The following is a 14759-nucleotide window of genomic DNA, read 5'->3' on the forward strand; positions in this document are numbered from 1 at the left end:
CACAGGGAACAGAACGGGACAATCAGCCCATCGTGCTAGCCTCCGGACGTCCCGGACCGTCGAGGAGATGGCGGGGGGGACCCGAGCAAGGAGAGCACGTTGAGCAACGCCGAAGCAGCACTGAGCAAGGTCCTCGAGCTGGACGGGGCGATCGCGATCGCGGTCGTCGACTACAGCAGCGGCCTGGCCCTGGTCCAGAAGCAGGCCGCCCCGTTCGACCTCGAGCTCGCCGCGGCGGCGAACACCGAGGTCATCCGCGCGAAGCTCCGGGCGATCGAGCAGCTCGGGCTCGAGGACGGCATCGAGGACATCCTCATCACGCTCGGCCGCCAGTACCACCTCATCCGCCTGTCGCAGCGCGAGAGCCTGCGGGGCACCTTCTCCTACCTCGTGCTCGAGCGCGGACGGGCGAACCTCGCGCTCGCGCGCCGCGGGCTGGCGCAGCTCGACGAGTCGCTGTCGCTCTGACGCCCGTGGTCGCGGACGCCCTCGACCAGCGCGGGCGGGTCGCCCCCCGCAGCGTGGTGGACGTGCTGCGGGGCATCGACGACGCCCTCGACCACGAGGCGCACGTGCTCGCTCTCGGTCCCCGTGGCCGGGTCCTCGGCAGCGCCGGCCCCTCCCCCGGCCCGGTCGTCGAGGTGGCGCGGGCCGTCGCCGCGGCCCTCACCCAGGGCCCGGCCGTCCCGGGCAGCTCGGCACGCTGCATCCTCAACACCGCCGAGGCGTGCGTCTTCGTCTACCTGCTGGGGCAGGATCTGTCGGTCATCCTCGTGGGCCCGACGGACTGGAACATCGCCCTCACGGGCCGCCGCGTCGAGCGGTTCCTCGTCGACTTCGTCGACACCTACCTGGCCGAGACCGTCGCCGAGGCGGCCGGCGACGACCCGGGGACGCTGCCGCGCCGCGAGCCGCCGGCGCCCGTCGTCGGGCCCGCCGAGCGGCACGAGCACCGCGGCGACCACGACCTGCTCGCGCGGGTGCTGCGCGCGCTGGTCCGCTTCTGAGGCCTGCGACCGCGCCCGGGGGTAGCGTTCCCCTGTGACATTCCAGGAAGGCGGCTCGTTCGAGGGCGGACGCGTCCGCAAGGGTGGCGGCCGCGGGCGCGGCCCGATGATCGCGGGCGGCGGGATCGGCGCGGTGCTCGTCGCGCTGCTCATCGCGTTCGTCGGCAACCAGACGGGCGTCGACCTCAGCGCGCTGACCGGCGGCGACGGGTCGGACTCCGGCGCGTACGGCGACGGCCAGCAGGAGTACATCGACACCTGCACCGCCGAGCAGGCGAACACGACGCGCGAGTGCCGGCTCAACGGCACCGTCCAGTCGCTCGACGCCTACTGGACCGAGGCCCTCCCCCAGCAGGCCGGCGTCGAGTACGCGCTGCCCGAGGTCGTGAGCTTCACCGGGCAGGTCTCGACGGGGTGCGGCGCGGCGACGAGCGCCGTCGGGCCGTTCTACTGCCCGCCCGACCAGACGGTGTACATCGACCTCGGCTTCTACGACGACCTGACGAACCGCTTCGGCGCGAACGACGGCGGGCTCGCGGAGATGTACGTCGTCGCGCACGAGTTCGGGCACCACATCGAGCAGCTGACCGGCGCCATGGACTCGGCGGACCGGCAGGGCACGGGCCCGGAGTCCGACTCCGTGCGCATCGAGCTCATGGCCGACTGCCTCGCCGGCATGTGGGCGGGCCATGCCGCGACCACCGTCGACCCGGACACCGGCGTGACGTTCCTCGCACCGATCACCGAGCAGCAGCTAGACGACGCGCTGTCCGCGGCGTCCGCCGTCGGCGACGACCGCATCCAGGAGGCCGCGACCGGCCAGGTGAACCCCGAGGGCTGGACCCACGGGTCGAGCGAGCAGCGCCAGCGCTGGTTCACGACCGGCTACGAGGGCGGCACCCTCCAGGACTGCGACGCGCTCTCCGCCTCGTCGCTGTGACCGCTCCCGCCGAGGTCGCTCAGAGCTCGATCGAGTACATGCGCGAGCCGGTGACCTTCTCGTAGCCGAGGCTCGCGTAGAGGCCGTGCGCGCCGGACGGGTTCTCCGTGTCGACGTCGAGCGCGGCGTACTGCATGCCGTCCGCCGCGAACGCGCGCATCGCGGCCGCGAGCGCCGCGACGGCGACGCGGCGGCCGCGGTACGCGCGCCGGACGCCGAGGAGCTCGGTATACCCGAAGGTGTACCCCCGCACGGGGAAGTCCTCGTCGTACCGGCCCGCCATCTCGTAGCCGACGACGAGCGGCTCGCCGGCGCGCAGCGCGGCGGCGGTCTCGGGGTCGGTGGCCGGGTCGGCGAGGAGCGCGTCGACGTCGGGCGCGTCGTCGACCACGAGGAACGACCACTGGGGCGCGAACTCGCTGCGCCCGTGCGTCCACGCCTCGGCGGTGCGGGGCTCGCTCCCCCAGTGGTCGCGGAAGGCGTCGTTGTGCGCGAGGCGCGTCGCCTCGTCGAGCTCGGCGGACCACGGGACGACGCGCAGGGAACCGTCGAGCGGGACGTCGGGCACCGGGGCCGCGAGGTCCCGACGCAGGTCGGAGTAGAAGCGGCGGGCGACGAACCCGAACCGCGCGTAGAGCCGCGCCTTCTCGGGCGGGTCGGTGTCCTCCCCGAAGACGGCGAGCCGCGCGGGCAGCTCCTTGCCGCTCGCGGCGAGCACCTGCCGGGCGCGTGCCACCTGCCAGGCGAGCACCTCGCGTCCGATCCCGCGCCCCCGATGGGTCGGGTGGACGCCGCCGCCGAGGAACGCCCGCACGGTGCGCGCGTCCCCCGGGTTGGTGTCGACCATCCCGTAGGCGCGCAGCGTCCCGTCGGTGTCGACGCCGACGATCGAGTCGGCCGCGACGTCGCGCCACGGCGCGGTGAAGATCTCCTCGATCTCCGCGAGCGTCTCGCGGTACGGCTCGTCGTCCACCTCCGCGATGTCGTTGCGCAGGGTGAGCAGGGCCGGCGCGTCGGCGGGCGTGGCGGGGCGCCACGTGAGCCCGCCCGCGGTCACCGGCGGCAGGGTCGAGGGGGCGGCGGCGCGCTCGGCGATCGGGGCGAGCGTCGAGGGCGCCGCCTCGGCGCGGTCGGTCGTCGAGGGAGAGGACATGGCGACCACGGTAGGGGGGCCCGCGCCGTCGGGCACGTGCTTTTCCCAGGACGTCCGCGCGACGCGTCGGCCCGCTGAGACGACTCCCCGTGCCGTGCCGCACGCGATCTACGCTGCGAGCATGCCGACCGTCGTTCCTCAGGACCTCGCCGACGCCCGCTCCCGGGCCCTCGCGGAGGCGCTGCGCACGCGCGTCGTCGTCGCGGACGGCGCGATGGGCACGATGATCCAGGAGCAGGACCCGACGCTCGAGGACTACCAGGGGCTCGAGGGCTGCAACGAGATCCTCAACGTCTCGCGACCCGACATCATCGCCGCGGTGCACGACGCGTACCTCGAGGTCGGGGTGGACGCGATCGAGACGAACACGTTCGGCGGCAACTGGTCCAACCTGTCGGACTACGACATCGACGACCGGATCCGCGAGCTCGCCGCCGCCGGGGCGCGGATCGCGCGCGAGCGCGCGGACGCCCACGCGACCGCCGACCACCCGCGCTGGGTGCTCGGTTCGATGGGTCCCGGGACCAAGCTGCCGAGCCTCGGGCACACGACGTACGCGCACCTGCGCGACACGTTCGCCGAGCAGGCCGCGGGTCTGCTGGAGGGCGGGGTCGACGCGATCCTCGTCGAGACGAGCCAGGACCTGCTCCAGGCGAAGGCCGCGGTGACGGGGTCGCGGAACGCGATGCGCGACGTCGGGCGCGAGGTGCCCGTGATCGTCCAGGTGACGGTCGAGACCACGGGCACGATGCTCATGGGCTCCGAGATCGGGGCCGCGCTGACCACGCTCCAGGCGCTCGGCGTCGACGCGATCGGTCTCAACTGCGCGACCGGCCCGGCCGAGATGAGCGAGCACCTGCGGCACCTGTCGCGGCACGCGGAGATCCCCGTGACGTGCATGCCCAACGCGGGCCTGCCGGTGCTCGGCCCGAACGGGGCGACGTACCCGCTGACGCCGGACGAGCTCGCGGCGGCGCACACCCAGTTCGTCACCGAGTTCGGCCTGGGCCTCGTGGGCGGCTGCTGCGGCACGACGCCCGAGCACCTGCGCCGCGTCGTCGAGGCGGTGCGCGCACGGCCCGTCGTCGAGCGCCACCCGGAGCGCGAGAACGGCGTCGCGAGCCTGTACTCGCACACGGACCTGCACCAGGACGCGTCGTTCCTCGCCATCGGCGAGCGCACGAACGCGAACGGGTCGAAGGCGTTCCGCGAGGCGATGCTCGCGGAGAACTGGGACGAGTGCGTCGAGATCGCGCGGGCGCAGACGCGCGACGGCGCGCACCTGCTCGACGTGTGCATCGACTACGTGGGGCGCGACGGCGTCGCGGACGTGCAGCAGGTCGTCTCGCGCCTCGCGAGCGCGTCGACGCTCCCGCTCGTCATCGACTCGACGGAGCCCGAGGTCATCGCGGCGGGCCTCGAGCTCGTGGGCGGGCGCGCCGTCGTGAACTCGGTGAACTTCGAGGACGGCGACGGGCCGACGTCGCGGTTCGCGCGGATCATGCCGCACGTCGTCGAGCACGGGGCGGCCGTGGTCGCGCTGACGATCGACGAAGAGGGCCAGGCGCGCACCGCGTCGGGCAAGGTGGGGATCGCCACGCGGCTCGTCGAGACGCTCACGCGCGACTGGGGCCTGCGGGTCGACGACATCATCGTCGACGCCTTGACCTTCCCCATCGCCACCGGCCAGGAGGAGACGCGGCGCGACGCGATCGAGACGATCGAGGCGATCCGCGAGATCACGCGCCGCTACCCCGGCATCCACACGACGCTCGGGGTGTCGAACGTGTCGTTCGGCCTCAACCCCGCCGCGCGCACCGTGCTCAACTCGGTCTTCCTCCACGAGGCGGTCGAGGCGGGGCTGGACTCCGCGATCGTGCACGCCGCGAAGATCCTCCCCCTCGCGCAGATCCCCGCCGAGCAGCGCGAGGCCGCGCTCGACCTCGTGTGGGACCGGCGGCGGTACGACGACGAGGGGAACCTCGTGCACGACCCGCTCGCCCGGCTGCTCGAGCTGTTCGACGGCGTGGACTCGGCGGCGCTCAAGGACCAGCGCGCGGCGGAGCTCGCGGCGCTGCCGGTCGGCGAGCGGCTCGAGCGGCGGATCGTCGACGGCGCGCGCAAGGGTCTCGAGGAGGACCTCGACGCGGCGATGGCGTCCGGGATCAAGGCGCTCGAGATCGTCAACGACCACCTGCTCGAGGGCATGAAGGTCGTGGGCGACCTGTTCGGCCGCGGCGAGATGCAGCTCCCGTTCGTGCTGCAGTCCGCCGAGGTCATGAAGACCGCGGTCGCCTACCTCGAGCCGCACATGGAGAAGATCGAGGGCTCGAGCGGGTCCAAGGGCACGATCGTGCTCGCGACCGTGCGCGGCGACGTGCACGACATCGGCAAGAACCTCGTCGACATCATCCTCACCAACAACGGCTACACGGTCGTCAACATCGGCATCAAGCAGCCGATCTCTGCGATGATCGAGGCCGCCGAGGAGCACGACGCCGACGTCATCGGCATGTCCGGGCTGCTCGTGAAGTCGACCGTCGTGATGAAGGAGAACCTCGCGGAGCTCACGTCGCGGGGGCTCGCCGGCCGCTGGCCGGTCCTGCTCGGTGGCGCGGCGCTCACGCGCACCTACGTCGAGGACGACCTCGCGGGCCAGTTCCCGGGCGTCGTCCGGTACGCGCGCGACGCGTTCGAGGGCCTGCGCCTCATGGAACCGCTCGTGCGCGTCGCGCGCGGCGAGTCGCCCGACGACGTCGGGCTGCCCGCGCTGAAGAAGCGGCGGCACGCCGTGGTCACCGTGACCGAGACGCCCGTCGAGGACCTGCCCGCGCGGTCCGACGTCGCGGCCGACAACCCGGTGCCCGCTCCCCCGTTCTGGGGCACGCGCCTCGTCAAGGGCGTCCAGCTCGCCGAGTACGCGGCGTTCCTCGACGAGCGCGCGACGTTCATGGGCCAGTGGGGGCTCAAGCCCGGCCGAGGCGACGACGGTGCATCGTACGAGGAGCTCGTCGAGACCGAGGGGCGCCCGCGCCTCAACGCCTGGTACGAGCGGATCCGCACCGAGGGCGTCGTCGACCCGTCGGTCGTGTACGGGTACTTCCCGGTGTGGTCGGAGGGCGACGACGTCGTCGTCGCGCACCACGGCGCCGGGCTGGCCGGGATCGGCGCGCCCGACGGCGGGTCGGGCGGCGAGCCCGGGACCGAGCGGCTGCGCTTCACGTTCCCGCGCCAGCGCCGCGACCGGCACCTGTGCCTCGCCGACTTCGTCAAGCCGCGGTCGTGGGTCGAGGAGACGGGCCGGTACGACGTGCTGCCCGTCCAGCTCGTCACCATGGGCGCGAGCGTCGACCAGCACACCGCGAAGCTGTTCGCGGGGAACCACTACCGCGAGTACATGGAGCTGCACGGCCTGTCGGTCCAGCTCACCGAGGCGCTCGCCGAGATGTGGCACTCGCGCGTGCGCGCCGAGCTCGGGTTCGCCGACGAGGACCCCACCGAGGTCGAAGGCATGTTCAAGCTCGAGTACCGCGGCGCCCGCTTCTCGCTGGGCTACCCGGCGTGCCCGGACATGGAGGACCGCACGAAGGTCGTCGAGCTCCTGCGGCCCGAGCGCGTGGGTGTCGAGCTCTCCGCGGAGCTCCAGCTCCACCCGGAGCAGTCGACCGATTGCTTCGTGTTCCATCACCCCGAGGCCAAGTACTTCAGCGTCTGACGATCGCCAGCCGCGGGGCGTCCTGCCGGGGCGAGCGGGGAGCAGCGTCAGGACCACGTCCACGTGCCCGTGACCTGCTCGATGAGCTCGTCGCCGTTGTCGTACGGGGTGACGATCGCGATCACGAAGAACTGGACCTCGTCCGTGCCCGACGCGAACCGCTCGGGTGCGAAGGCGGTGATGAAGGCCTTCGTCCGCGTCTCCTCGAAGCTCCCCTCGACCCGGGTGATGTTCGCCGGAACGCCGTCGAGGGTGGTCGCCTCGTGCAGGCTGAGGATGCTGCCGTTCTCCGCGAAGTACGAGTCCGCGAGGAGGTCGACCGCTCCCCCGAGATCGGTCCCGACCCCCCACGCCTCGGACGTCGCGACCCGCACCGGTTCGACCGACACCTGCCCGTAGACCGCCCCGACACCCGTGGGCACCACCACCCCGTCGACGACCTCGCCCCAGAGCTCGAGGGCACCGTGACAGTGTTCCTCCTGGTCCGAGGCGACGTTGTTCACGAACGCCTCCGGGCCCTCGTAGGACCAGCAGGGCGTCCGCACCGGCTGGCCCGACACGATCGCGTACTCGGCCCCGGAGGGGGTCGCCGGCTCGCCCTCGCTCCGGGACGTCGCCGCCGCCGCAGGAGTCGCGCCGTCGTCGGTCTCGGCGAAGGGCAGCGCGCAGCCGGGGACGACCGTGAGGACGACGGCGACCCCGAGTCCCGAGAGCAGGCGACCGACGGCGGCTCTCCGACGGGTGGCGAGGCGAGCACGGGGACGGTGCCCCGTGCGAGGGACCGCGGTCGTTCGCTCGTGCTGGCTCGTGCGCTCGTGCTGGTCGCGCATGATGATCCTCCTGGTCGTGGTCTCCTGGACCGGACGCTAGACGCCACGACGGCAAGGGCCCCGGTTATCCACAGGCCAGGATCCGCAACATCTCGGGACGCCACGCTGTGGCTCGGCTCATCGACCGTTTCGCGGACGAGAGAGCCTCCGCGGCCGACGCCGCCGGCGGACGGGTACAGCGGATACCGCCCGGCCGCGCGCTTCCCCCTTCGCGCCACGGGTCGCGCCTCGGTCGTTGACAGAGCCGTTGCATCTATCGACAATCGATAGATGAGACCTGCCCTCGTCGCGTGCACACGAGCACTCCTCGTCCTCGTGGCCCTCGGCACCGCGCTGTCGATGTTCCTCGCCCCCCTCCTCGCGGCCGAGGTCGGGGCGCAGCACCCGGAGGTCCGCGGCCTCGTGGTCCCGTACTCCGTGCTGGCCGTGCTGGCGTTGCTCGCGGTCGAGGTCGCCCTCGTGGCGGTGTGGCGCCTGCTCGGCCTCGCCGCCCGCGACGAGGTGTTCGACCCGCGCGCGCTGCGCTCGGTCACCGTGGTGATCGGGTGCGTGGTCACGGTCGCGACCCTCGCCGCGACGGTGTTCGGTCACCTGACCTTCGGGGCGCAGCTCGGTGGGCCGCTCGTGCTCCTCGGCCTCCTCGGCTCGCTCGTGGGCGGGGGCGCGCTGGCCCTGCTCGTCGTGGTGCTGCGCGCGCTGCTCCGCACCGCGACCGCCGACCGGCGCGAGCTGGCCGCGGTGATCTAGGTGCCGATCGTCATCGACCTCGACGTCCTCCTGGCGCGGAGGCAGATGTCCGTCGGCGACTTCGCCGCCGCGGTCGGCATCACGCCGGCGAACGTCGCCGTCCTGAAGAACGGGCGCGCGAAGGCCGTGCGCTTCTCGACACTGGACGCCGTCTGCCGCGTCCTCGGGTGCCAGCCCGGAGACGTCCTGCGGTGGGTGCCGGACGAGCCCGACGACGCGGGACCGCCCACCACCTGACCCGCCCGGCCTCCGCGTCGATGAGTTCGGCGACCGGACGACGTCTTACCCGTGACCGAGACCACGACACCGCGGGAGCCGAGCCATGGGAAGCATCGAGATCGAGCTGTTCACGACCCTCGACCTCGTCGGACAGGCGCCCGGCGGGCCGGAGGAGGATCCGGAGGGCGGGTTCGCGTTCGGCGGCTGGCAGGCGCCGCTGCTCGACGACGTCGCGGGCGAGCAGATCGCCGCGGCGTACGAGGGCACGGACGCGCTGCTGCTCGGGCGCCGCACGTACGACATCTTCGCGGCGTACTGGCCGTTCCAGGAGGGCGGGCAGGACGACGACTTCGCGGCCCTGTTCAACCGCATCCCCAAATACGTCGCGTCGCGCGGCACGCCGGACCTGCCGTGGGCCGGGTCGACGCTGCTCGGCCCGGACCTGCCCGCCGCGGTGCGCGAGGTGCGGGATCGGCACGAGCACGTCAAGGTCGTGGGCAGCCTCGACCTGGTGCAGACGCTGCTGCGCGAGAGGCTGTTCGACCGCCTCGACCTGTGGGTGCACCCCATCGTGCTCGGCACGGGCAAGACCGTGTTCGACGGCGGCGCCGTCCCCACCAACCTCACCCTCCTCGAGCCTCCCGCACCGAGCCCGACGGGCACGGTCCTGCTGCGCTACGGTCTCGCGGACGGCACGCCGGGCACGGGCGACATGAGCGAGCCGGGACGCGGCGTCGGGCAGGACGCCTGACGCCCTGCTCGGCGCCTGACCAGCACCCCGGACGACCCACCGACCCCCAAAACCTCAGGAGGCACCCGTGGCGATCCAGCGCCTCGACAACGTGGCCGTCGTCGTCGACGACCTCGACGCGGCCGTCGCGTTCTTCGCCGAGCTCGGGATGGAGCTCGAGAACCGGATGACGATCGAGGGGCGGTGGGCGGAGCGCGTCGTCGGCCTCGACGACCTCCGCTCGGAGATCGCGATGATGCGCGTCCCCGGCAGCCCCGGCCGGCTGGAGCTCACGCGGTACCACGCGCCGGCACCGCTCGACCTGGGGCTCGACACCGCCCCGCCGAACGTGCTCGGTCTGCACCGCGTGATGTTCGCCGTGGACGACCTCGACGACACCGTCGAGCGCCTCGCCCGCCACGGCGGGGCGGTGCTGCGGGAGATCGTGCGCTTCGAGGACGCGTACCGGCTCTGCTACCTGCGAGGGCCCGGCGGCATCATCGTCGGGCTCGCGGAAGAGCTCGGGTGAGGCGCGCCGCTAGGAGGCGGTAGCCGCCTCGCCGCGCAGGATCGACGACATCTTCTTGCCGCGCGCGACCTCGTCGACGAGCTTGTCGAGGTAGCGGACCTTCTGCATCAGCGGGTCCTCGATGTCCTCGACGCGGACGCCGCAGATCACCCCGGTGATGAGCGAGGCGTTCGGGTTCCACGCAGGCGCCCGGTCGAAGAACTCCTCGAGCGTGATCTCGTCGGTGATCGCCTGCGTGAGGCCGGCGTCGTCGTAGCCGGTGAGCCAGCCGACGACCTGGTCGAGCTCGTCCTTCGTGCGTCCCTTGCGCTCCACCTTGGTGACGTAGAGCGGGTAGATGCTCGCGAAGCTCGTCCCGAAGATCCGGTGTCCCGCCATGGATGGCTTCCTCCTGCCCCGGCTGCGCCCGTCATCGGCTCGGCGCGTGCGGCCGTCCGGCACGAACCACGCTACCGCGCGGCGGGGACGGCGCGGGCGCCGACCATCCCGTGCGACGCCTCGAGCCGGTCCACGAGCAGCGTCCCGGCCGCGACCAGCGGCACGAGCACGAGGTTGCCGAGCAGCATGGTGCGCAGGAACGGCAGACCCGCGACGTAGCTCGCGACGAGCCCGTCCGCTCCCGCCGGGTACCAGACGCCGCGGCCCTGCAGCCAGACGCCGAAGTTCGTCCACGCGAAGAACCAGAGCGAGCCCGCGACGCCGAACGCCGCTCCCGCGCCGACGCGGCGCCACCCGGTCGTGTTCCGCGCGAGCAGCGAGCCCAGCCCGACGACGAGCCACGCGCTCCACGTGAACAGCGCGATCGCCGTGTTGCCGAGCACGACGTCGGACACGACCGTCACCGCGAGGGGCACGACGAACGCCCACCGCGAGCGCAGCAGGATCGTCGCCGCGAACGTCGCCGCGGTGACGAGCTCGAGGTTCGGGGGTGCGCCGAGGTCGGCGCGCACGAGCCGCCACACGACGGCGAGCGCCGCGAGCGTGACGACGAGCGCCGGCCGCCACCAGCGCAGCGCCGTGCTCTCCGAGCGCGTCACGAGGTGAACGTCTCGAGCTTCCACGTGATCTCGTCCCCGTCCTTCGTCTCGAGGGAACCTGCACCCACGGTAGCCATCTCGCCGTTCACGTACAGGGCCCAGAACTCGCTGTCCGGATCGGCGGCGACGCCGTCGATCGCCGTGACGAACGCGTTCTCGCCCTCACCGGTCACCTGGGCGGACGGGTCCGCCTCGAGGAGCAGGTCGAGGGCCGTCGCGCCCGCGCGCCCCTCGTAGGAGAGCTCGGGCGCGTCCTCGCCGTCGCCGGACTCGTCGTCGGGCGCCTCGTCCGTCGCGTCGTCGGCCGGGGCGCTCGACTCCTCGCCCGCGGTCGCCGTGGAGGTCGACGTGGTGTCGGCAGCGGGCTCGTCGGCGGACGAGCACCCGGCCAGCAGGCCCGCGGTGAGCAGGACGGCGGTCAGGGCGGTGAGCGGGCGCGCGGACGTGGCGCGGAGCGTTCGGAGGGTCACGGCGCCAGCGTACGGAGCGCCGCCCGGCTCGCGCCGGGTCGCCCGCCTGTCGGACGACGGCCCCTCACCCGATCTCCTCGCCCGCGACGGCCTTGGCCGCCAGCCGCTCCTCCTCGCTGACCTCCCACACCTCGTACGCGGAGTGGCCCGCGAGGAGGATGATCCCGCAGCCCAGCACGAGGTCCGGCCAGCCGGACCCGGTCCACGCGGTCGCGAGCCCCATCGCGATGACGGCGACGTTGACGAGCACGTCGTTGCGGGCGGACAAGAACGCGGCGCGGCTCAGCGACCCGCCGTGGTGGCGGACGCGGACGAGGAGCCACGCGCACACGCCGTTGACGACGACCGCGCCGAGCGAGGCGAGGACGATCGGCAGCACCTCGGGTGCGGGCGGGTCGCCGAACCGGCGCACGACCTCCCACGCCGCGAACAGCGCGGGGACGAGGATGAGCAGCGCCAGCGCCTTGCCCAGGACCGCACGCCGCGCGAGCGGGAAGCCCAGCGCGACGGCGATGAGCAGGTTGATCGCGGTGTCCTCGAGGAAGTCCACGCTGTCGGCGAGCAGCGAGACCGAACCCGCCGCGAGCGCGACGGTGAGCTCGACGACGAAGTACGCGAGGTTGAGCCCCGCGACCAGGAGGACGGTGCGCCGCAGCAGGCGGGCCAGCTGGGGGTCGCCCGCCAGTGGCGCGTCCTGCCCGGCGGACATCGTCAGACGTCGATGCGGGCGTGGTCCAGCTCGGCTGCGCCGGCGACGATGAACTCCTTGCGCGGCGCGACGTCGCTGCCCATGAGCAGCTCGAACACGCGCTCCGCCGCCTCGGCGTGCTCGGCCGTGACGCGGCGCAGGGTGCGGTGGCGCGGGTCCATCGTCGTCTCGGCGAGCTGGTCGGCGTCCATCTCCCCCAGGCCCTTGTACCGCTGGATGTCGTCCTTGTAGCGGCGGCCGGCCTTGTCGAGCTTCTTGAGCGTCGCGGCGAGCTCGGCCTCGGAGTACGTGTAGATGTACTCGTTCTTGCGGCGCCCGGCGCCGATGACCTCGATGCGGTGCAGCGGCGGCACGGCCGCGAAGACGCGGCCCGCCTCGACGAGCGGCTTCATGTACCGGTAGAAGAGCGTGAGCAGGAGGGTGCGGATGTGGGCGCCGTCGACGTCGGCGTCCGTCATGAGCACGATCTTGCCGTAGCGCGCGGCCTCGAGGTCGAACGACCGCCCCGACCCGGCGCCGAGCACCTGGATGATCGCGGTGCACTCGGCGTTGCGCAGCATGTCGCTCACGGACGCCTTCTGCACGTTGAGGATCTTGCCGCGGATGGGCAGCAGCGCCTGGAAGTCGGAGCTGCGCGCGAGGCGCGCGGTGCCGAGCGCGCTGTCGCCCTCGACGATGAACAGCTCGCTGCGCTCGACGTCGTCGCTGCGGCAGTCGACGAGCTTGGCCGGCAGCGACGACGTCTCGAGCGCGTTCTTGCGCCGCGAGATCTCCTTCTGCTTGCGCGCGGTGATGCGCGCGCGCATCTCGGCGACGACCTTGTCGAGCAGCAGCGCGGCCTGCGTCTTCTCGTCGCGCTTGGTCGAGGTGAGGAGGGCGTTCAGCTCCTTCTCGACGACGCGCGCCACGATGCCCCGCACCGGTGCCGTGCCGAGGACCTCCTTCGTCTGGCCCTCGAACTGCGGCTCGGCGAGGCGCACGGTGACGACGGCCGTCAGGCCGGCGAGCACGTCGTCCTTCTCGATGCGCTCGGACGCGTCCTTCGTCGACACCTTGAGGCGGCGCGCGTTCGTCTCGACCGCCTTGCGCAGCACCTTGAGCAGGCCCTGCTCGAAGCCACCGAGGTGGGAACCGCCCTTGGGCGTGGCGATGATGTTGACGAAGCTGCGGACCTCGGTCTCGTAGCCGGTGCCCCAGCGCAGCGCGACGTCGACCTCGCAGTCGCGCTGCACCGCCTGCGGGGTCATGTGACCGCGGTCGTCGAGCACCGGGACGGTCTCCGTGAACGAGCCCGAGCCCGTGAGGCGCCACGTCGCGGTGACGGGGGTGTCCGGCGCGAGGAAGTCGACGAAGTCGACCGACCCGCCCGTGTGCACGAACGTCTCCTCGTGCGGCCCGGACTCCCCCGGCGTCCCGGGCACGCCGCGCTCGTCGCGCACCGTGATCTCGAGACCGGGGACGAGGAACGTCGTCTGACGCACGCGCGTGACGAGCTCGTCGTAGGAGAAGACGGCCGTCTTGAGGAAGATCTGACGGTCCGCCCAGTAGCGGACGCGCGTGCCGGTGACGCCGCGCTTCGTCTTCGCGACGACCGCGAGCTCGGACCCGGACACGAACGGCTCGAACGGGGCGTCCGGCGTCGGGCCGGTCTTCGGGTCGCTGAACACGCCCGGCTCACCGCGGTGGAAGGTCATGCGGTGCGTCTTGCCGCCGCGGTCGACCTCGACGTCGAGACGCGAGGACAGCGCGTTGACGACGGACGCGCCGACACCGTGCAGGCCGCCCGACGCGGTGTACGACCCGCCGCCGAACTTGCCGCCCGCGTGGAGCTTGGTGAAGACGACCTCGACGCCGGACAGGCCCGTCTTCGGCTCGATGTCGACGGGGATGCCGCGGCCGTCGTCCTCGACCGTCACGGAGGTGTCGGCGTGCAGCACGACCCGGATCTTCGAGCAGTTGCCCGCGAGCGCCTCGTCGACCGAGTTGTCGATGATCTCCCAGAGGCAGTGCATGAGACCGCGCGAGTCGGTCGTGCCGATGTACATGCCCGGTCGCTTGCGCACGGCCTCGAGGCCCTCGAGCACGGACAGGTGCCGAGCGGTGTAACTGGACTCAGCGGAGGTGGTCGTCACGGCGGCAAGCCTAGACGAGGGCGCCCACAGCGCGGTGCTGCCCCGCCGCGCCGCCGCGGACGCCGCGCGATCCGGCGGGATGCCGGCGGGAGGCCACGGCGCGGGTGAGCGCGCTTCGCGGGTAGCGAACCCGGCGCTCCCCCGGGACGAAACCTCAGGAGGGGATGGTTTGATGTTCATGTGACTGCTACGACGACCACCACCGAACCGCTGACCGCGGCCGACCGCTGCGACCGCTGCGGGGCCCAGGCGTACGTCCGTGTGGTCCTGCCGAGCGGCGAGCTGCTGTTCTGCGGCCACCACGCGCGGGCGCACGCGGATGCCTACACCGACCTCGCGACGTCCATCCAGGACGAGACCGACAAGCTGCTCGCGGAGCACGGCGCGCGCTGACGCGCCGGTCCGCCGAGCACCGTCCCGCGCCAGGAGCGCACGACCGCGGGGACCGGCTCCACCGCCCGGTCCCCCGCGACGACCACCTCAGAGACAGACCTCAGACACGACGAAGGCCCCGAGGAGATCTCCTCGGGGCCTTCGTCGT

Annotated in this window: 16 protein-coding genes; 9 read left to right on the forward strand and 7 right to left on the reverse strand. The window is 72.7% G+C overall.

Features of this window, described 5'->3' with window-relative positions; genetic code table 11:
- Nucleotides 1-99: 99 nt before the first annotated feature.
- From RDI86_RS10695 to RDI86_RS10705, 3 genes are read left to right on the forward strand one after another with little or no spacing between them, the layout of a single operon-like run.
- A complete protein-coding gene (locus tag RDI86_RS10695) occupies nucleotides 100-468 on the forward strand; it encodes a hypothetical protein (RefSeq protein ID WP_021481118.1) in 369 nt (122 codons plus the stop codon).
- Nucleotides 469-473: 5 nt separating this feature from the next.
- Complete coding sequence (locus RDI86_RS10700; protein ID WP_308821368.1) at nucleotides 474-1007, forward strand: hypothetical protein; 534 nt, start codon at nucleotides 474-476, stop codon at nucleotides 1005-1007.
- Nucleotides 1008-1041: 34 nt separating this feature from the next.
- Nucleotides 1042-1947: a neutral zinc metallopeptidase gene (locus RDI86_RS10705; RefSeq protein WP_211933371.1), complete on the forward strand. Its 906-nt coding sequence runs from the start codon at nucleotides 1042-1044 to the stop codon at nucleotides 1945-1947.
- 19 nt (nucleotides 1948-1966) lie between these two features.
- Here RDI86_RS10705 and RDI86_RS10710 read toward each other — a convergent pair whose 3' ends face one another.
- On the reverse strand, nucleotides 1967-3100 hold the full coding sequence (locus RDI86_RS10710) for a GNAT family N-acetyltransferase (protein ID WP_061267358.1): 1134 nt from the start codon (nucleotides 3098-3100) through the stop codon (nucleotides 1967-1969).
- 121 nt (nucleotides 3101-3221) lie between these two features.
- Here RDI86_RS10710 and metH point away from each other — a divergent pair, with 121 nt between their 5' ends.
- Nucleotides 3222-6815, forward strand: coding sequence for a methionine synthase (gene metH, locus RDI86_RS10715; protein ID WP_308821370.1), 3594 nt, complete (start codon nucleotides 3222-3224; stop codon nucleotides 6813-6815).
- Between the two features lie 47 nt (nucleotides 6816-6862).
- Here metH and RDI86_RS10720 read toward each other — a convergent pair whose 3' ends face one another.
- On the reverse strand, nucleotides 6863-7645 hold the full coding sequence (locus tag RDI86_RS10720; RefSeq protein ID WP_076404689.1) for a hypothetical protein: 783 nt from the start codon (nucleotides 7643-7645) through the stop codon (nucleotides 6863-6865).
- A 270-nt stretch (nucleotides 7646-7915) separates the two neighbouring features.
- On the opposite strand from RDI86_RS10720, the gene RDI86_RS10725 reads away from it, so the two are divergent.
- The 4 genes from RDI86_RS10725 to RDI86_RS10740 all read left to right on the forward strand — a co-directional run bounded on the left by RDI86_RS10725 (nucleotide 7916) and on the right by RDI86_RS10740 (nucleotide 9870).
- Nucleotides 7916-8392, forward strand: a complete 477-nt coding sequence (locus tag RDI86_RS10725) for a DUF2975 domain-containing protein (RefSeq protein ID WP_083711744.1) — start codon at nucleotides 7916-7918, stop codon at nucleotides 8390-8392.
- The gene (locus RDI86_RS10730; RefSeq protein ID WP_308821371.1) at nucleotides 8393-8629 is read left to right on the forward strand and encodes a helix-turn-helix transcriptional regulator; all 237 of its coding nucleotides are present in this window, start codon (nucleotides 8393-8395) and stop codon (nucleotides 8627-8629) included.
- Nucleotides 8630-8714: 85 nt separating this feature from the next.
- Nucleotides 8715-9362: a dihydrofolate reductase family protein gene (locus tag RDI86_RS10735; RefSeq protein WP_308821372.1), complete on the forward strand. Its 648-nt coding sequence runs from the start codon at nucleotides 8715-8717 to the stop codon at nucleotides 9360-9362.
- 67 nt (nucleotides 9363-9429) lie between these two features.
- Complete coding sequence (locus tag RDI86_RS10740) at nucleotides 9430-9870, forward strand: VOC family protein (protein ID WP_308821373.1); 441 nt, start codon at nucleotides 9430-9432, stop codon at nucleotides 9868-9870.
- A gap of 9 nt (nucleotides 9871-9879) precedes the next feature.
- Here the strand turns inward: RDI86_RS10740 and RDI86_RS10745 are convergent, their stop codons facing one another.
- The 5 genes from RDI86_RS10745 to RDI86_RS10765 form a co-directional block, all read right to left on the reverse strand.
- The gene (locus RDI86_RS10745; protein ID WP_076404685.1) at nucleotides 9880-10248 is read right to left on the reverse strand and encodes a DUF2200 domain-containing protein; all 369 of its coding nucleotides are present in this window, start codon (nucleotides 10246-10248) and stop codon (nucleotides 9880-9882) included.
- A gap of 71 nt (nucleotides 10249-10319) precedes the next feature.
- Nucleotides 10320-10907 carry a DUF6580 family putative transport protein gene (locus RDI86_RS10750; RefSeq protein ID WP_021479927.1) on the reverse strand — a complete coding sequence of 196 codons (588 nt, stop codon included), beginning with the start codon at nucleotides 10905-10907 and terminating at the stop codon, nucleotides 10320-10322.
- Nucleotides 10904-11377 carry a DUF4430 domain-containing protein gene (locus RDI86_RS10755; protein WP_076404683.1) on the reverse strand — a complete coding sequence of 158 codons (474 nt, stop codon included), beginning with the start codon at nucleotides 11375-11377 and terminating at the stop codon, nucleotides 10904-10906. The genes RDI86_RS10750 and RDI86_RS10755 overlap by 4 nt, the downstream gene beginning before the upstream one ends.
- Before the next feature lie 64 nt (nucleotides 11378-11441).
- A complete protein-coding gene (locus RDI86_RS10760) occupies nucleotides 11442-12086 on the reverse strand; it encodes a cation diffusion facilitator family transporter (RefSeq protein ID WP_308821374.1) in 645 nt (214 codons plus the stop codon).
- 2 nt (nucleotides 12087-12088) lie between these two features.
- Complete coding sequence (locus RDI86_RS10765) at nucleotides 12089-14218, reverse strand: DNA topoisomerase IV subunit B (RefSeq protein WP_251176222.1); 2130 nt, start codon at nucleotides 14216-14218, stop codon at nucleotides 12089-12091.
- A 180-nt stretch (nucleotides 14219-14398) separates the two neighbouring features.
- On the opposite strand from RDI86_RS10765, the gene RDI86_RS10770 reads away from it, so the two are divergent.
- The gene (locus RDI86_RS10770) at nucleotides 14399-14611 is read left to right on the forward strand and encodes a hypothetical protein (protein ID WP_021479923.1); all 213 of its coding nucleotides are present in this window, start codon (nucleotides 14399-14401) and stop codon (nucleotides 14609-14611) included.
- Nucleotides 14612-14759: the final 148 nt, after the last annotated feature.

The organism is Cellulosimicrobium sp. XJ-DQ-B-000, assembly GCF_031119065.1.
In the GTDB taxonomy this organism is placed as follows: Bacteria; Actinomycetota; Actinomycetes; order Actinomycetales; family Cellulomonadaceae; genus Cellulosimicrobium; species Cellulosimicrobium funkei.